14 protein-coding genes are annotated in these 16150 nt (G+C 56.6%); 6 read left to right on the top strand and 8 right to left on the bottom strand.

What is annotated here, in order from left to right; translation table 11 throughout:
- Positions 1–88 precede the first annotated feature (88 nt).
- The gene (locus SH248x_RS14885) at positions 89–1501 is read left to right on the top strand and encodes a tetratricopeptide repeat protein (protein ID WP_459555083.1); all 1413 of its coding nucleotides are present in this window, start codon (positions 89–91) and stop codon (positions 1499–1501) included.
- A gap of 187 nt (positions 1502–1688) precedes the next feature.
- Positions 1689–1967 carry a 30S ribosomal protein S20 gene (gene rpsT / locus SH248x_RS14880; RefSeq protein WP_459555082.1) on the top strand — a complete coding sequence of 93 codons (279 nt, stop codon included), beginning with the start codon at positions 1689–1691 and terminating at the stop codon, positions 1965–1967.
- Positions 1968–2236: 269 nt separating this feature from the next.
- On the opposite strand, the gene SH248x_RS14875 is transcribed toward rpsT, so the two are convergent.
- From SH248x_RS14875 to SH248x_RS14850, 6 genes are all read right to left on the bottom strand, one after another.
- The gene (locus SH248x_RS14875) at positions 2237–3229 is read right to left on the bottom strand and encodes an ABC transporter permease (protein ID WP_459555081.1); all 993 of its coding nucleotides are present in this window, start codon (positions 3227–3229) and stop codon (positions 2237–2239) included.
- A gap of 225 nt (positions 3230–3454) precedes the next feature.
- Positions 3455–4261, bottom strand: a complete 807-nt coding sequence (gene proC, locus SH248x_RS14870; RefSeq protein ID WP_459555080.1) for a pyrroline-5-carboxylate reductase family protein — start codon at positions 4259–4261, stop codon at positions 3455–3457.
- Positions 4262–4410: 149 nt separating this feature from the next.
- Complete coding sequence (locus SH248x_RS14865; protein WP_459555079.1) at positions 4411–5694, bottom strand: hypothetical protein; 1284 nt, start codon at positions 5692–5694, stop codon at positions 4411–4413.
- A 22-nt stretch (positions 5695–5716) separates the two neighbouring features.
- Positions 5717–6226 (bottom strand): anti-sigma factor family protein, encoded by a 510-nt coding sequence (locus SH248x_RS14860; protein ID WP_459555078.1) that lies wholly within the window; start codon positions 6224–6226, stop codon positions 5717–5719.
- A gap of 67 nt (positions 6227–6293) precedes the next feature.
- The gene (locus tag SH248x_RS14855; protein WP_459555077.1) at positions 6294–6917 is read right to left on the bottom strand and encodes an RNA polymerase sigma factor; all 624 of its coding nucleotides are present in this window, start codon (positions 6915–6917) and stop codon (positions 6294–6296) included.
- Positions 6918–7161: 244 nt separating this feature from the next.
- Positions 7162–8316, bottom strand: a complete 1155-nt coding sequence (locus tag SH248x_RS14850; protein ID WP_459555076.1) for a XylR family transcriptional regulator — start codon at positions 8314–8316, stop codon at positions 7162–7164.
- A 193-nt stretch (positions 8317–8509) separates the two neighbouring features.
- On the opposite strand from SH248x_RS14850, the gene SH248x_RS14845 reads away from it, so the two are divergent.
- The 4 genes from SH248x_RS14845 to SH248x_RS14830 all read left to right on the top strand — a co-directional run bounded on the left by SH248x_RS14845 (position 8510) and on the right by SH248x_RS14830 (position 13931).
- On the top strand, positions 8510–8884 hold the full coding sequence (locus tag SH248x_RS14845) for a hypothetical protein (RefSeq protein WP_459555075.1): 375 nt from the start codon (positions 8510–8512) through the stop codon (positions 8882–8884).
- Positions 8885–8925: 41 nt separating this feature from the next.
- Positions 8926–9348 (top strand): YjbQ family protein, encoded by a 423-nt coding sequence (locus tag SH248x_RS14840; RefSeq protein ID WP_459555074.1) that lies wholly within the window; start codon positions 8926–8928, stop codon positions 9346–9348.
- A 91-nt stretch (positions 9349–9439) separates the two neighbouring features.
- A complete protein-coding gene (locus SH248x_RS14835) occupies positions 9440–9880 on the top strand; it encodes a hypothetical protein (RefSeq protein ID WP_459555073.1) in 441 nt (146 codons plus the stop codon).
- A 94-nt stretch (positions 9881–9974) separates the two neighbouring features.
- Positions 9975–13931, top strand: a complete 3957-nt coding sequence (locus SH248x_RS14830; protein WP_459555072.1) for a plastocyanin/azurin family copper-binding protein — start codon at positions 9975–9977, stop codon at positions 13929–13931.
- 25 nt (positions 13932–13956) lie between these two features.
- On the opposite strand, the gene SH248x_RS14825 is transcribed toward SH248x_RS14830, so the two are convergent.
- Both SH248x_RS14825 and SH248x_RS14820 read right to left on the bottom strand, forming a co-directional pair.
- Positions 13957–14463: a hypothetical protein gene (locus SH248x_RS14825; protein ID WP_459555071.1), complete on the bottom strand. Its 507-nt coding sequence runs from the start codon at positions 14461–14463 to the stop codon at positions 13957–13959.
- A 168-nt stretch (positions 14464–14631) separates the two neighbouring features.
- A complete protein-coding gene (locus tag SH248x_RS14820) occupies positions 14632–16101 on the bottom strand; it encodes an aldehyde dehydrogenase family protein (protein WP_459555070.1) in 1470 nt (489 codons plus the stop codon).
- Positions 16102–16150 lie beyond the last annotated feature (49 nt).

Raw genomic sequence — 16150 nt, 5'->3', positions numbered from 1 at the left:
CGTCGATCTATCGACGGGGACACATTGGGCGTACTATGGTATAGTCACTTTGTTGCAGCGTGATTGCTTTGTTTCAGGTACCGGTGAGATGTCTACTATGTCGATGGATCATGACGAAATTGCCAAAAAATGCTGGCAGACAGGTTCGAAAGCCTTCAACGCAGAAAACTGGGACTACGCCGTTGAGATGTTTATGAAGTCCGTGCAGTTCCGGCCGGACAATCTGGCGTATCGTCAGTCGCTGCGCGGTGCCGAATATCGGAAGTACAACCAGAACAAAAAAGGTGCTGGCATGATGGCCAAGACCAAGCTCATGGGCATCCGTGGCAAGGTCTCCAAGCACAAAGGCAAAGGCGAATGGGATGCCGTCGACCATGCCTGCGAAGAAGGTCTCTATCTGAATCCGTGGGATGCTCAACTCAACGCTGATGCTGCCGAATCCTGCATGCGACGTGGCTATGAGGAAGTCGGTAAATTTCTGATGGAAGCAGCGGTCCAGGCAGATCCGGACAGCATCAAATTCAACACCCTGCTGGCCAATCTGCTCGAAGAAAAAGGGGAATACAAAAACGCGGCGGCGATCTGGCGTCGTATCCAGAAGCTTGACCCACAGGCCTTCGAGGCACGCACCAAAATCACGCACCTCGAGTCGATGCGAACCATCGATGACGGTGGCTACGACATCGCGACTTCGACAAAAGACGTCGCTCATCTCCCCGACCACGAAGTGGCTCGACGTCTGGGACGCAATCAGAAGAAGACCGACGAGGTCGATGGTCCGGGGCAATCCGAGGAGCACGACATTCTCAATGCGATCCGCAAAGAGCCCAATAACAAGGATCTGTACCTGAAGTTGGGCGATTTCTATCGTCGTCTGGACCGCTTCGATGATGCCATCGAGTATTACACGAAGGCCGATGAAAAAGCGGGCGGCAACGTCAACATCAAGGAATTCATCGAAGACATGCAGCTCGCCAAGCTGGGGGCTGAAGTGAAGAGCTTCAAAAATGAAGCGATTCAGAATCCCAAGGATGAAGAGCTCACCGCATTCGCCAATAAAAAAGCGGAGGAACTGCTGGATCGGGAAATCAGCGTTTATTCCACTCGTGTGAAGCGTTATCCCGCTGATATGCGTCTGAAATTCGAGCTGGCCCGCCGTTATCGACACAAAGCCATGTGGGCGGAAGCCATCCCTCTGCTGCAGGCGGCGTCCAATGACCAGCGTCTGGAAGTCGAAGCCCTCGTTGCCCTTGGGAAATGCTTCATTCAGGACAACCGCCCGCCGATGGCGCTTCGACAGTTTAAGAAAGCGCTGCCGAATCTGCGTCACGATGAGAAGCCGGAGGTCTTCAAGGAAGTCCACTATTACGTCGGTCGAATCGAAGAGAAAGCGGGCAACAAATCAGCCGCAGAGGATTCCTACTCAGAAATCCTGGCTCACGATTACAACTACAAAGACGTCCGAGCCCGTCTGGAACGACTTCAAGGGGGCGGTGGTTAGGCCAGAAACTGTCTGCTGGGCAGCGGCTGGCGCATTTTTCAGATCCACCGAGCCCGGTGACTGGAAAATTGGCAAAATTTCTGGTATTTCTATTCGTTTCCCGGTTCTCCACCGAGCTTAACCGTGGCCCGGAGAAGCAATTTGGCTTCTTTTGTGGCCCGTTCGATCAATTTCAGGATTTGTTTCGATGCCGAATACGAACACAGCTAAACGCGGTCTCCGCAAAGCCGAAAAACGCCGTTTGGAAAACCGTTCTAAGCGCTCCATGCTCCGCACGCTGATTAAGCGTGTCCGCACTCTGGCTGCTGATGGCAATCAGGACGAAGCCAAGAAGGCTTTTATCATGGTTCAAAAACGTCTGGACCAAGCCTCAGCGAAGAACCTGGTTCACGCCAACACTGCCAGCCGTCTGAAAAGCCGCCTGAACGCCCTGCTGAAGAGAACATTCGCCGCCAAGGCTGCGTAAGTTGACGTCAGGCTCAGCCTGATTGGTTCAGCAAGTAACGATGAAAAAGCCGCCCGTTTTCGAGGCGGCTTTTTGCGTGCGCGGTGCGGAAGTTGCGAAGGGTGGCAGAATAGACGTTCAACGCGCAGTTGGCCGTGTTTCTTGCGGCTTCGCCGTCCGGGTTGGGACAACCCGAACTGCCCATTGGCCAACAGAGAACCTATGAAAAAAGGCCTCGAAGCGGAATGCTTCGAGACCTTTGTGTTCTTAAGGTATTGGGCGGGGTCAGGTTACGCCAGGTCGCGGTCTTCGAACAGGATGAAGGCCATCAGGATTGCTGCACAGCAGTAAGACAGGCAGTAGATCGCGGAATAGCCGAGGTAGTCAGCGGGGACCATGCGTCCGGTGGCAATTGGAGCCGACATATTGAAGTTCTCGAGCGTCGGGAGAACGGTCGCTGAAAGCTGGGCGATGAAGGGGACGAATTCCAGATTGGGGGAATTGCCAGCAGCAGCGACGATGACGGGGGTGAGGTGACCGACGACGAAGATCGCAAAGCAGGCGACCATGTTGACGATCATCGGCAGGCGAGTCGAAATCACGACGCTGATCGCTGCCAGGACTGCTGTTTCCAGGAAGATCAGGATCACGCCAGGAATGATGTTCTTGACTTCCGCGAGGCGTTCGGGGAGCAGTTGTGGCCAGTCAATCGTCACAGGTCCAAGGACCTGGGCCTGCCAGACGAAGAAGTCGAGGGTTTTGGCGCCTGATTCTTTGCTGTCGTAACCGACTTTGTAGTAGGTCAAAGCAAGGAAGGCGATGGTGAGTGGAATCAGCAGCCAGAGGACAGCCTGGAGGATCCCCAGGTATTTACCGAGGATAAACTGGCGTCGGGTGATTGGTTTTGAGAGCAGGGTCATGGCGGTTTTGCCGTCGATTTCGTCGGCAATACTGAAGCTGGCGGTCCAGACAGACAGCAGGATCGAACTGATCAGGAGGGTCGCGAGTCCGCAGTCCTTATACATCTTGGTGTCTTCGCCAAGAGAGAAGAACGGGACCCAGGTATTGACCAGGAGAATCAGGACGGCTACCAGCATCAGCATGGCGTAGATGGGCTGGCGGATGGCTTCTTTCAGGGTGGCCCGGGCGATCACGCCGGCCTGAGTCAGTGGATTGAAGGCGAAAATGATGGCAACCACAGCCACTGAAACAACGATGGGCCACAACAGGGACGTATTCCCAGTTTCTTGAGCCAGCAGAGGGGCGTAAGCAGCAAAATTCATGAGCCACAGACCTGTGAAAAAACGATATCAGGCGAAGAAAGGCAGAATTGGAGCGGCATCGCCGCAAGTCGATTTTCCAGAATACCCGTGGGCAAGCGGGCAATCAATCCACTCGCCAAGGATTTACGACATCTTCACAACGGATGTTGGACGTGATTGTCGGTGTCGCCGAACTTTTCGGAACAATCGGCTGGCTTTGACGTTAAGAGAATGCCTGATCAGCAGTCAGGAAAGCTCTTTCGAGCGGTTGGTTGCTGCGTAAACAGCATTATACAAAGCCGCCCGAAGTCCGCCGGCTTCGAGCGCTGCCAGGCCTGCGATCGTCGTTCCGCCCGGGCTGGTCACGCCGTCTTTTAAGACAGCGGGGTGTTCACCTGTCTCCAGAACCATCTTCGCTGCGCCATATAACGTCTGGGCGGCGAGTTGCGTCGAGAGGTCCCGAGGTAATCCGACCCGAACGCCTGCATCGCTGAGGGCTTCGATGATCTGGAAGACATAGGCTGGTCCCGAGCCTGACAAACCGGTCACGGCGTCAATCAGCGATTCCGGGACTTTCGCGACCAGGCCGACGCTTTCTAATAGCTCTGTGACGAGTTGGAGTTGTTCGGGTGACACTGAACCGCCGTGAGAAACGCCCATGGCCCCGGCTTCGACCAGGCAGGGTGTGTTGGGCATGACGCGGATCACGGGCGTTTGGGCGGGGAGGGCGGCTTCCATGGATGCGATCTTGACGCCCGCAGCTACGGAGACGATCAAGTGGCGTTTGATATCAATCTTCGGGGCAATTTCTTTGCAGACAGCCACGATTTGAGCGGGTTTGACGGAGAGGAAGACGATCTCGCTGGTCGCGATGACGTCGATATTCTGTGAGACGGTGGGGCAGCCTGTGTCGGTTGAAAAACGACTTCGAGACGATTCGTGTCGAGCGCTGGCGACGATGGTTTGCGGGTCTGCCAGCCCTGCGTTGACGAAACCTCGACACATCGCGGTCGCCATTTTGCCGGCACCGATGAAGCCGATCGTGTGTTTCATGGGCGTTGTCGTGGGGGCGGAGAAGGGCATCGTCGGCTCGCAGGGGGGAATCGAAACGTGGAATGTGGGGACGGTCGTGGGATTTCGTTCCCATGTCAAATTTGAAACTCGGCACGGCTGGCACAGCCGTGGCACACGCGTCGCAGGTGTTAGCGGAAGGGTTCGGCGTTTGGTGGGTTGTTGCCGTTGGGGCGTCGGTCGGGGTTGGGGCCGTCGCCGTTGCGGCGTTCGCCGCCCTGTCTTCCGGGGCCGCCGCCTGGGCCTCCGATGGGGCCGCCGATGGGTCCGCCGGGACCTCCTGGGCCGCCGCCCGGGCGGAAGTTACCGCGATCTTCTCGTCCATCGCCGCCGCCTCGACCGCCGCGGAAGAGGAAGTCCTCGCCGATGCGGTCGAAGTTGCGTTTCCAGTCGGCCAGAAGCTGGGCCGTGTCGGGCTCGTCGAAGATGGTCTTCACCTGATCGGGTTTATTCTTGATCAGATACATGAAGATGACTTCGGCGCGGTATTGTTCGGGGGTTTCGTCGCGCTCGGGACGTTTGAGTTCATCATCATTCTGGCGGGCGACGAAGGCTTCGAGTTCTTCCGAGTCGGCTGTATTGGATTTCAGAAGTCGGACGGTTTCGTATGCCAGCAGGTTCTTGATGACGAACATCTGCACGCGGCGCTGCTTGATCGGTCGGGTCCAGTCGGCTTTTCCGTCTCGATCCCAGCCACGATTCCAACGCGGGATAACACCTTTGACTTGATCGCCGATCTTCTGCATTAGCTGCTCACTGGGCCAATTGCCGTCGGCTGCATCGCCTGCTTCGGCTTTTGTGGCGGCCTGGCTGGCTTTGAGGATGGCGACGGCGCGTCGGACCGTTGTCAGTTTGGAGAATTCGCGACGTTCGGCTTCCGGGATATTCGAGTTCGCTGCGATGGTCTCGAGCAGTTTGTCGAAGTCCGCTTCGGAGATGATGGGGAGATCGTGGGTAAACGGGAGATAGCGATCGACCTGGAGTTTGTCGAAGTGAAGCAGGTGCTCGAGTTGGAGTTCCTGCATGTCGTGGCTGCGGAGCATGTCGCGCTGTTGTTCTTCGACAAGCTGGTCGACTCGGATGACCCGTTTGACTGGATCGGTCTGTTGCGCGAGGCTGGCGCGGGCGTAGGGGTCGGAGACCAGATTGTCGGCCCAGCGGAAGTAGGTGTCCATGGTGTCTTGATACTGGCTGGATGACGCAATTTCTGCGGCGAGGGCTCGGTATCTGGCTTGCTGATCGGCTGGCAGTTTCTGGAAGCGATCGTAATTTTTCATCAGCCGGGCGCGTTCCGGCTCGGACATCGCCTCGATCTCTTTCAAGATCTGCTGGTCAGTCTGTGAACGGGGTGTGGCTGCCAGCAGGAGCAGGGCAGACAGACCGGTCAGGGCGATCGCGAGGTAATGATGAAACATGGCGGGCGTGTTCGCTATCGGATTACGGATTGAGAACTTTCAGATGTTCGTTCCAGGTCGGGTCGTTATGGAGTTGTTTGAGGAATTCGGTCGAGCCGATTTCTTCGTAACGGTCGAGGTCTTTGAGGAGCTGATAATCGCGGACGATATCGCGTGTCGGGTCGGGGACGGCTTGCGTGGTCAGGTAATAACCACCGACTGCCGCTGAGGTCAGGCCGACAGCCCAGCCGATGACAAGGACGGCGAGTTGGAGGCGGTCGTAGACGACATCCAGAAGCCCGGTGTTCGTGCTTTGTTCTTTGATGGTGACGGAGGCCATCGTCTTGTTGGTGAACTCTTCGCCGAGTTGAACTCGAGGCAGGGAATCGAGCAGTTCCCAGGTTCTGGCCAGAGAATCGAGTTCATGGCGGGCGACTTGTGACTGCGCGAGCATCTGCTCGATCTGGTGGGTTTCCTCTTCGGAGAGCTCCCCATCCAGATAAGCGACGAAGTTTGATCGCTGTTCAGTCGTCAGTCGCGAAAGTTTTTCCATGTGTGCTTAAGCTAACAATTGACGGGCGTTGATGTTTAAACACCTGAAAGAGGGGGGAAGTTCTTGTTTATTTGAAATAGGATTCCAGTTGTGTGCGAAGATTCTCCCTCGCACGGGTTAACAAGGATTTGACAGCCGGGACCGTCAGTTCCATGGTTTCGGCGATGTCGGCGTAGCTCATGTCTTCGAATTTGTGCAGGAGGACGGCCATTTTCTGGCGTTCGTTGAGTCCTTCCATGGCGGAAAGGACGATCCCCTGCATCTCTGATTTATCGAGCTGGCGTGTCGGCATGAGGGCCGATTTTTCTTTGACGAGGTATTCGCCTGCATTTCCGGTCTGGACCCCGGACGAGTCGCCACCAGCCATCTGAACTTCTTTGCGACGGCCTGCGGAGCGTCGGGCGTTGCTGGCGAGATTGTTGGCGATGCGGAACATCCAGGTGGAGAATTTGGCGGTCGGCTGGTATCCGTTTTTCGAGCGGTAAATCCGCATAAAGACGTCCTGGGCAAGGTCTTCTGCGGTTTCCTGGCTGTAGACGAGGTTGGAGAGAATGCTCACCAGGCGCGACTGGTAATTAGCAACCAGTTCGGAAAAGGCCGCGTCATCCCCTGCCTTCGCCCTGAGCATCAGCTGGACGTCAGGGTCCCTGAGGTAGGGATTGGACTCGGTAGTGGTGGGGGCGTCGGACACGTTTGGCTTTGAAATCCTGCGCGAGGGCGTACCACGATCGGGGAGGGGGCAGTCACAGGAACGTACGGTTTATCTTATCGGATCGTTTCCTGAAAATGCCATGGCAGACGATTTTTCCACCAAGAAACTGAGACACTTTTCATAAAACATCGATTAAAAGCGTCAAACCAAACGATCCGTCGGGGGACAGTCTGGTTTGATGCTGGTGCTGATCGTTTGGAGCGTTTTGAGAATGTCAGAACGCTTATGTTTTTGTATTGCGACGGTAATCGCCCGGGGTCATGTCGTATTCGCGTCGGAAGACGACGTGCATGTATTCGGGGTTTTCGAAGCCGCAGGAACGGGCGATGGCTTCGATGGGCATGTCGGTTTCCCGCAGCAGACGCATGGCTCGTTTTAACTGGATGTGGCGGATTTCCTGTTGTGGGGAACGCTTGAGGTACTTTCTCATGCGTCGTTCGAGTGAACTTCGTGACAGGGGAACTTGCGCTAAGATATCGCTGACGGTCATTCCTTGGCAGGCGCGCTCGCGGATCATGTGGATCGCGTAGGCGAGTTCGGGGTCGTCGATCGCAGTGTGGTCGGTCGATTGGCGGGTTGTGATCCCCAGGGGTGGCAGCAGGAGGACTTCGTTTTCGACTGGCTTGCCTTCGATCAGCTTGGCGAGGAGTTCGGCGGCGCGGTAGCCGATGCCTTCTGCATTGGGGATGATGCTCGACAGGGACGGCTTGCAGAGTTGGCAGAGGACGTCGTCGTCATCGACGCCGAGGACTGCGACTTCTTCGGGCGAATTGATGCCGACGTTGCGGCAGGCATCGATGATCTGGTAGCCGCAGTCGTCGTTACAGGCGAAGATCCCGACCGGTTTGGGGAGGCTGGACAGCCAGGCGGCGAGCTGTTGACGCTCTTCGAGCCAGGGGTCGGTTTTGACCTGATTCCAGTAGAGATGGTGAGTGGAATATGACTGCTGGGAGTCCTTGATCAGCTTGCCGAAGGCTTCTTCGCGGCGTTGTGACCAGACTTCCCGGTCATAACCGCAGAAGGCGAAGTGCTGATAGCCACGGTCCAGGTAGTGTTCGGCGGCCATTTGTCCGATGGCAGCGTCGTCCGAGCGGACCATGGGGAAACCGAAGGTCTGGCCGCGGTCGGTCAGTTCGACGAAGGGGGTGCCGTGGGCTTTGACCCGTTCTGCAAGCTCTGGAGATGTCTTGCGCGACATCATGCCGTCGCCGCGCCAATCGAAGATCCAGCCGGGGAGTTTGGACTCGATATCTCTCTGTTCGAGAAAGATCGACCATTCTTCGTGTAAACGCATATAGCGGATCACGCCACGAAGGAGGTTGCGTCCGTAAGCAGTAGATGTTTCAATAATAAGAGCGACATGCTGGTTGGTTGCCATCTATGGCTCCCGAAAAAGATATGACAACGGGTGACAGGAGTTTTGAAATATAGCACAGACGCATAGGAGATTGCCAATGAATTCATGGCAGATCCGCGTTTCACTCAAAACTTACTTGTGATCCCTTAAAGGGGAATCGACATCATCCGGAAATCCCAGCGGTTTTCGATCACAATAAGAATTGAGATGCTTTGTGGCTTCAACAGATCCAGCCTCCGATGAGGGAGCCGCGATCTCGCCCGAGTCGGCGCCAACCATCAATGAGATCAATCAGCACAACGCGACGCTGGTCGGCATTGAAAAGGAGGTCTTCGACCTCGTCAATCAAAACCGCGCGACGGAAGCGTTGGCGTTATTGAAGGGACCAGCGTATCAGGGGGCGAAGGCAAGTTACTCGAAGTCGCTGGAGGAATTCGTGGGCCAGTTAAAAGCAAGCCAGGATGCGATGCTCGCCGCAGCGCGACGCGAGACATCGATCTTTCTGTCGATCGCGATTGGGCTAGTGGTGCTGGTGGGGGTTTTTCTGGCGGTGGGGGGAGTGATTGTGTATCGGTCTGCGGGGGCGTGACAGTGTTCAATTTGTAACAAAGAAAGAGCAAGGCAAGTATCATGAAATCCCTCACCAAAGAACTCTGGATGGAGATCCCGACGCGTCGGGCTATTGTGTCGATTCATCGGGAAGTGGAGCGGCTGGTGGTGGAGAGTGGGGTGCAGGAGGGGCTTTGTCTGGTCTCGCCGATGCACATCACGGCGAGTGTTTTTGTGAATGACAATGAGAGCGGGTTGCATCATGATTATGAGCTGCTGCTCGAGAAGCTGGCGCCGTTCAATGCGTCGTCGGAGGTTTATCATCATAACCGGACGGGGGAAGACAATGCGGATGCGCATTTGAAGCGTCAGCTGATGGGGCGGGAAGTGACGCTGGCGATTACGGCGGGGAAGTTGCATCTGGGGCCGTGGGAGCATCTGTTTTATTATGAGTTCGATGGGCGACGTCGGAAGCGGATTATGGTGAAGATTATTGGGGAATAGAGATGGAACCGCAGATAAACACAGATGAACACAGATAAGATCAACGTGACGTAGAACCGAAGTCCTTTCAGGGTGCATGAAGAGGTGGGCGATGACGACGAGTGGGTTTTCTCCTGAGATGATGATTGGTGGGATGGTTGCGGGCGGGTTGTTGATCATGTTGTTTCTCTATCTGATCAGCACGCTGTTTCAGGCGTTGTTTATTCAGATGGGGCTGAAGTGGGTGTGTCGGCTGGGGGTGCCGTTCAGTTCTGCGTTTGTGACGGCGATCTGTATCAGCGCTCTGGGGTTTCTGGTGAGTCTGGCAGCCAGTTCGATCCGGGATAATCAGTTGGCGATTGGCGGTTCCGGGCTGCTGGTGAGCATTGTTGTCGGTACGGTCCTCATTTCTAAGCGGCATGGGGTCAGTCTGACGGATGGGCTCCTTGTCGAATTGATTTCGATTGCGCTGAGTGTTTTGATGAGCATTGCGTCGATGGTGATGATCGGGCTGGTCATTTTCCTGGTGATGATGGGGATGCGGGCGATGTGATCTGGCTGTTCGGAACTTGTTGGTAGTTGAAGTGGCGGCTCATAAATGGTAATGGATGGGTGAGCCGTGCTGCTTTTCAACGAGGGAGTTCTGGATGATGTCGTTACGACGCGCTTTGAGTTTGTTGCTGGTGGTCTGCGTGCTTCTGGTCACTGCAGCCGGACAGGCGGAAGAGCAATCCGGAGCGGGGCTGTTCGAGAGCGATAATCTGGTTGCCTGGTGCATCGTTCCATTTGACGCGGCCAAGCGTGGACCGGAAGAGCGGGCGGCGATGTTGGCTCGGCTGGGATTCACGAAGTTTGCTTATGATTATCGCGCGGAACATGTTCCGACGTTTGATCAGGAGATGGAGGCGCTGAAGCATCGTCACATCGAGCTGACGGCCTGGTGGTTTCCGACGACGCTGAATGGGGAAGCCAAGACGATTCTCGATGTCCTCCAGCGTCACGGCATCAAGACGCAGTTGTGGGTGACGGGGGGAGGCGAGGGGACGAAGAGTGAAAGCGAGCAGGTGGCCCGCGTGAAAGCAGAAGCGGCTCGGATTAAAGAGATCGCGATCGCGGCGAAGGAGATTGGGTGTACGGTCGGGCTGTATAACCATGGAGGATGGTTTGGAGAGCCGGAGAATCAGCTGGCGGTGATTGAGGCGGTCGGGATGGAGAATGTCGGGATCGTTTACAACATGCATCACGGACATGGGCATGTCGGGCGGTTTGCTGAGTTGCTTAAGAAGATGCAGCCGAAGTTGTTGTGTGTGAATCTCAACGGCATGACGTCGACGCGCGATGTCGGGACATGGAAGATCATGCCGGTGGGGCAGGGGGAGCATGATCTGGAGTTGTTGAAGATCGTGGCGAAGAGTGGGTATCAGGGGCCGATTGGGATCATCGGGCACACGCAGGATGATGCGGAGTTGCGGCTGCTCGATAACCTCGATGGGCTTGCGTGGCTTGTTCCACAGTTGAATGGGGAAGCGGCGGGCCCTCGACCACTGCCTCGTACGGCCCCGGCGTTGTGGCCTGATCTTCGGGCGGAGCTGGCGATTCCAGCTGAGTTTGATGACGCGATGGTGACGCGGGTTCTGGCGGGGGTGAGTGAGAATGGCAATGCTTCACGCGGGGCGAGCGTTTTCTCGGCGGCGAAGTATGCGTGTCTTTCGTGTCATAAGGTGGGAGCGCTGGGTGGCGCGGTTGGGCCGGAGTTGACGGATGTCGGCAAGCGGATGAAGCCGGAGGAGATTGTTGCGTCGGTGTTGTGGCCTAAGCATGCAGTCAAGCCGGAGTATCTCGCCTGGACGGTGTTGACGTCGGATGGGCGGACGAGAACGGGTTATAAGCGGAAGACCACCGACGAAGCGGTCGAGCTGTTTGATACGACGTCGCGTGAGATGGTGATGATCCCGGTCGCGGAGATCGAGGCAGAGGTGGAAGCGGGGACGTTGATGCCGGATGGACTGATGTCGTCGATGACGCTTAAGCAGCGTCGGGATCTGGTGAGGTTTCTGCTCGAACTTGGGCAGACAGCCGGGCTGGAGAACATGGTGTCGATGCATGCGGCCCCTGTTGCACTCGACCTGGATCGAAAGCCGTTGGAGCCGGCGCGTCACCCGACGTGGGAGGCGTTCGTTAATCGCGAGCGGATGTACGACTACTATTTGAAAGAGGCGCTGCACTTCCGCGAGCAGACGGCACGGCCACATCTTCTGCCCGCGTACCCGGACCTCGATACCGGCCGTTATGGTCACTGGGGGAATCAGACCGAAGAGAGCTGGAAAGATGATCGCTGGAGTAAGGCTGACCTGGGACGCGTGCTGGCGGGGGTGACTCGGGCTCCCGGCCAGAAACCGACGGCGAAGGGGGTGAGCGTTCGACTGGGGGAGAATGGCGAACTGTCGGCCTGCTTTGATCCAACGACGTTGACGTACTCGGCGGTGTGGGATTCGAAGGAGAAGTTCATCCGTGTTTCGGAGATTCGCGGCGGGTTCATGACGGGATTTGATATTGGGGGGAGCTTGATTGACTGTGACCGTGGGACAAAGCCGGTAGAGCCGTTTGTGTATCATGGCTATTATCGGGATGGTGACCGGGTGGTGTTTTCGTATCAAATTGGCGACGTCGAGATGCTGGATTCGCCGTGGGTGAAAGAGGGTCAGTTTGTGCGGAACGTCGCGCCGGCGTCTGAGCATCCCATGAAGCATGTGCTCGCAGGAGGTGCCGCACGCTGGCCGGAGACGATCACGCTCAAGGGGGAACTCGGGACGCAGGGGCCTTATGCGATCGATCACATTCCGATCCCGTTTGACAATCCCTGGGGGGCTTTGATCTTCCCGGGGGACCATGGTTTTCTGCCGGACGGGTCCGCGATGATCACGTCGATGACGGGCGATGTCTGGCTGGTGACGGGGATCGATGAGACGCTGGAGAAAGTGACGTGGAAACGATACGCGTCGGGGCTGCATCAGCCGTTGGGGATGGTGGTTTCCGAGGGGCAGGTTTATGTCCTCGGGCGTGATCAGATCACCCGACTGCATGATCTCAATGATGATGGAGAGGCGGATTTTTACGAGTGTTTCACGAATACCCAGCCCACATCGCCCGGCGGGCATGATTACCTGTGCGGGCTTGTCAGCGATCAGGAGGGGAACTTCTATACCGCGTCGAGCAGTCATGGTCTGTTGAAGATCTCTGCGGATGGCAAGACGGTGACGACGATCGCGACGGGAGTTCGTAATCCCGATGGAATTGGAATACTGCCGGATGGTTCATTGACGATTCCATCAAGTGAAGGGGACTGGGTCCCTGCGTCGATGGTCTGCTTGGTGAAAGCGAACGATCCGAGTTCGCCGCACTTTGGGCATCGTGGACCGAAGGATGGGAAGTCGCCCGAGTTGCCGTTGATCTATTTGCCTCGCGGGATGGATAACAGTAGTGGCGGGCAGATCTTTATTGATCGGGCCGATTATGGACCGTTGTCGAATCAGCTGCTGCATTTTTCTTACGGGACCGGGACCTGGTTCATGGTTCTGCGTGACCGGGTCGGCGATCGGGATCAAGGGGCAATCGTGCCGATGCCAGGGGAGTTCCGATCGGGGGCTCATCGAGGGAAGGTCAATCCGAAGGATCATCAGCTGTATGTCTCGGGGATGGGGAGCTGGGGGTCGTACACGGTCGATGATGGTTGCTTTCAACGGGTCCGTTACACCGGCGAATCGATGCAGCTGCCGGTGTCGTATCATGTGCATGCCAATGGGGTGCGAGTGACGTTTGCCAAACCGATTGACCCGACAATTGCCTGCGACGTGAAGCGCCAGTTCGCGCAGGCCTGGAACTATCGGTACAGCCCGGCTTATGGTTCAGCCGAGCTATCGCCCAGCCACCCGGGGACGATCGCCCACGACCACATGGAGATCTCGGAGGTGCATGTCATCGATGATCGGTCTGTCTTCGTCGAGATGCCGGAGCTGCAGCCGGTGAATCAACTGCACCTCGTGCTGCAGGTCGATGGCGGAGCCCCGCAGCAGATGATCGCGACGGTCCATGCGATGGATGGGCCGTATATGGCGTATCGCGGTTATCGTCCGGAGCTCAAGACGATTGCCAATCACCCGCTGGCGTTCGACCTGACACTGCTTGGGAAGTCGAAGCCGAATCCGTGGCGAAAGGCAGAGGGGTTTGACGTCACGTCGAAGCTGGAGATCGAACCGGCGGAGAACCTGAGGTTTTCCAAACGGACGTTAAAAGCGAAAGCCGGGGAGGGGGTTGAACTCGTCTTCAAAAACGTCGACGTCGTTCCGCACAACTGGGTTCTGGTTAAACCGGGCAGCCTTCCGCGTGTCGGCGATCTTTCCAACAAACTGATCGCGGATCCGGAGGCCTTCATCCGTCACTACGTCCCCGAGACAGACGATGTGCTGGTCTTCACCAACATCGTCGAGCCAGGGCAGAAGACGTCGGTCTTCTTCAAGGTGCCGAGTGAGCCAGGGGTGTATCCGTATTTGTGTACGTTCCCTGGGCACTGGATGGTGATGAATGGGGAACTGGTGGTGGAGTAGCGGGTCGTAGTGAAGAAAGCCTATCTCAGATAATCCCATGGCGTCGTTTGTGAAAAGCGATGTAGTCAGCCAACTGGCTTAGCGGGATGTAACCTTCTGAATCTGGATCCGGCGGGAGTTCATCGACCGAGAGGCGAGCAATGTCTTTTGAAACGGATCGTTCTCCAATGCCCATTTCGAGGATTGTGTAGGCTGTGTCGACCGATTGCTGATTCAGAATTTCGTCGACGTGGGGCAGGCCAAGGACTATTGCCAGTTTCGGTGGAGTGTCTCGAGAAAGGAGAGGCTGAAACCAAAGTCGAGCGACGTCGAGATCGATCTTGTCGTCCCGGTGATGAAACTCAAATCCCATCGCCGGTTTAAGTGCAATGAATGACCAACCTGGGATGCTCGGAGCAGAACTGACCAAGGATTCTGCCGATTGAAAGGCATCCACATCTCCTTCGGCGGTGATGATCAACTCATGAGGGTATGCATTCATCGACATCAGAAAATAGAGGCGATCATCGTAGCGGTGGAGTTGATCCAGCAATTCATTCTGAAGATCGTCTGATGGATGTTCGGACGATAATTGTAAGGTGAAATCTTGGAACCAAATCCAGAAGTGTCGTTGCGAAGTCTGGTCGAGCATTTTTCAAGCAGGTCCAAGGAAGATAAAGAAAATGCCCCGACTTGAGTCAGGGCATTTCACTGGAAGGTATTAAAGCCGAATCGTCACGGCTTTGGTTTCCAGATAGTTCGAGACGGCTTCGAAGCCCATTTCTCGGCCCCAGCCTGATTCTTTGTAGCCGCCGAAGGGGAGGGCGGCGTCGAAGACGTTGTAGCAGTTGATCCAGACGGAGCCGGCCTGGAGTTTCTTGGCGAGGGTGTGGGCCTTCGAGAGGTTGGTGGTCCAGATGGCGGCGGCGAGGCCGTAGGGGGTGTCGTTGGCTTGTGCGATCAGTTCGCCTGGATCGTCGTAAGGGATCGCGGTGACGACTGGCCCGAAGATCTCTTCCTTCACGACTTTCATATGAGGCTTGGTATCGACGAGGACGGTTGGTTCGACGAAGTAGCCGGGGCCCTGGACGGCTTTACCGCCCGTGGCCGCTTTGGCACCTTCGTCTGCTCCTGCCTTGAGGAAGCCCGATACGCGGTCGTGTTGGACTTTCGAAACCATGGGGCCCATTTCCGTCTCGGGGTGGATGCCAGGGCCGAGCTTGATCTTCTTGGCGAGATCCGACACACCGGCGACGACTTTGTCGAACTGAGATTTGTGGACGTACAGACGAGAGCCAGCTGAGCAGGTTTGGCCGTGGTTGAAGAAGATCGCGTTGGCGGCGCCGGGGATGGCGAGGTCGAGATCGGCGTCGGGGAAAACGATGTTGGGACTCTTGCCGCCGAGTTCGAGCGTGATCTTCTTCAGGTTCGTTTCCGCAGAGGCTTTGACGATGAGACGTCCAACTTGCGTTGAGCCGGTGAAGGCACATTTATCGACATCGGGATGCGAAGCGAGGGCGGCGCCTGCGGTTTCGCCGTAGCCGGTGATGATGTTGACAACCCCTTTGGGGCAGCCCGCTTCCTGGATGAGTTGGGCGAGGCGAAGAGCAGAGAGTGGCGTTTCTTCAGCGACCTTCATGACGATCGTACAACCGGCAGCCAGAGCAGGGGCGATCTTCCAGGCAGCCATCAGCAGAGGGAAGTTCCAGGGGATGATTTGACCGACGACGCCGACCGGTTCACGCAGCGTGTAGGAATGGTAATCCGCACCGCCGACGGACAGGGGGATGGTCGAGCCAGTGATCTTGGTGGGCCAACCCGCCATGTAACGGAACATGTCGGCTGAGAGGGCAACGTCGGCGACCTTGGCGACTTTCTGAGGCTTGCCGTTGTCGAGTGATTCGATGGTCGCGAGTTCGTCGCTATTCTTCTCGATGAGGTCCGCGATCCGCCAGAGGAGTTGGCCGCGTTCCGAGGGAGTCATTTTGCGCCAAGGTCCTCCTTCGAAGGCACGACGGGCGGCTTTGACGGCGGCGTCGACATCCTGCTTATCGCCTTCCGCAGCGGTGGCGAGCTTTTCGCCGTTGGAGGGGTTGTAAACGTCGAAGCGTTTGCCGGAGGCTGCTGCGACCCATTCGCCGTCGATGAGCATCTGATGGGTTTCGGAGATGAATGCGGGCGTCTTGGACATGATTGCTTTTCCTGGCGAATTGAGCGCGGATCACGCGGAGATTGCGTGT

This window comes from Lacunimicrobium album, assembly GCF_052161635.1.
Taxonomy (GTDB): Bacteria; Planctomycetota; Planctomycetia; order Planctomycetales; family Planctomycetaceae; genus SXPC01.
The sequence above is the reverse complement of the archived record's forward strand: the minus strand, read 5'-3'. Positions and strand labels throughout refer to the sequence as shown.

Bases quoted from the DNA above. Each gene is read 5' to 3' on its own strand.
- SH248x_RS14835 (WP_459555073.1), top strand. From the start codon at position 9,440: ATGACGACGAGTGGGTTTTCTCCTGAGATGATGATTGGTGGGATGGTT.
- SH248x_RS14875 (WP_459555081.1), bottom strand. From the start codon at position 3,229: ATGAATTTTGCTGCTTACGCCCCTCTGCTGGCTCAAGAAACTGGGAAT.
- SH248x_RS14865 (WP_459555079.1), bottom strand. From the start codon at position 5,694: ATGTTTCATCATTACCTCGCGATCGCCCTGACCGGTCTGTCTGCCCTG.
- proC (WP_459555080.1), bottom strand. From the start codon at position 4,261: ATGAAACACACGATCGGCTTCATCGGTGCCGGCAAAATGGCGACCGCG.
- rpsT (WP_459555082.1), top strand. From the start codon at position 1,689: ATGCCGAATACGAACACAGCTAAACGCGGTCTCCGCAAAGCCGAAAAA.
- SH248x_RS14885 (WP_459555083.1), top strand. From the start codon at position 89: ATGTCTACTATGTCGATGGATCATGACGAAATTGCCAAAAAATGCTGG.
- SH248x_RS14850 (WP_459555076.1), bottom strand. From the start codon at position 8,316: ATGGCAACCAACCAGCATGTCGCTCTTATTATTGAAACATCTACTGCT.
- SH248x_RS14830 (WP_459555072.1), top strand. From the start codon at position 9,975: ATGATGTCGTTACGACGCGCTTTGAGTTTGTTGCTGGTGGTCTGCGTG.
- SH248x_RS14840 (WP_459555074.1), top strand. From the start codon at position 8,926: ATGAAATCCCTCACCAAAGAACTCTGGATGGAGATCCCGACGCGTCGG.
- SH248x_RS14820 (WP_459555070.1), bottom strand. From the start codon at position 16,101: ATGTCCAAGACGCCCGCATTCATCTCCGAAACCCATCAGATGCTCATC.
- SH248x_RS14860 (WP_459555078.1), bottom strand. From the start codon at position 6,226: ATGGAAAAACTTTCGCGACTGACGACTGAACAGCGATCAAACTTCGTC.